The organism is Gilvimarinus gilvus, from assembly GCF_030518155.1.
Classification (GTDB): domain Bacteria; phylum Pseudomonadota; class Gammaproteobacteria; order Pseudomonadales; family Cellvibrionaceae; genus Gilvimarinus; species Gilvimarinus gilvus.
Map to the genome: position 1 here is coordinate 1 of NZ_JAULRU010000531.1, position 484 is coordinate 484.

2 protein-coding genes are annotated in these 484 nt (G+C 59.9%); both read right to left on the reverse strand.

All coding sequences use genetic code 11. The features are described 5' to 3' along the window. A partial coding sequence (locus tag QWI17_RS09940) for an ATP-binding cassette domain-containing protein (protein ID WP_302722354.1) occupies positions 1–195 on the reverse strand: 195 nt, incomplete at its 3' end. After that, on the reverse strand, positions 195–484 hold a 290-nt coding region (locus tag QWI17_RS09945), incomplete at its 5' end, for an ABC transporter ATP-binding protein C-terminal domain-containing protein (RefSeq protein WP_502553145.1). The genes QWI17_RS09945 and QWI17_RS09940, both read right to left, overlap by 1 nt.

The following is a 484-nucleotide window of genomic DNA, read 5'->3' on the forward strand; positions in this document are numbered from 1 at the left end:
CAACTGTTGGCCGTTGAAGCTGATCTGCCCCTGCCGAGGGCGAACGATGCCAAGAATGCTGCGCAAGGTGGTGGTCTTGCCGGCACCGTTGCGCCCAAGCAGTGTGACCAGTTCGCCTGCCTCGACCTTGAGCGAGACGCCTTCGAGCACATGGCTCTTGTCGTAGTAGGAATGGATCGAATCGACGTTGAGCATCAGGCGGCCTCACCAAGGTATGCAGTGCGCACGCGTTCGTCGTTGCGCACCTGTTCAGGGGTACCCTCGACCAGGATCTGGCCGTGGCTCATTACCGTGATGCGCTGGCTGATCGACATGACGATGCTCATGTTGTGCTCGATCAACAGCACGGTATGGTCACGGCCCAGGTCGCTGATCAGGTCGGTCATGACCGGGATGTCATCAATGCCCATGCCCGAGGTGGGTTCGTCGAGCATCAGCAGGGTCGGCTTGGCGCAGATGGACATGCCCACTTCCAGCACACGTT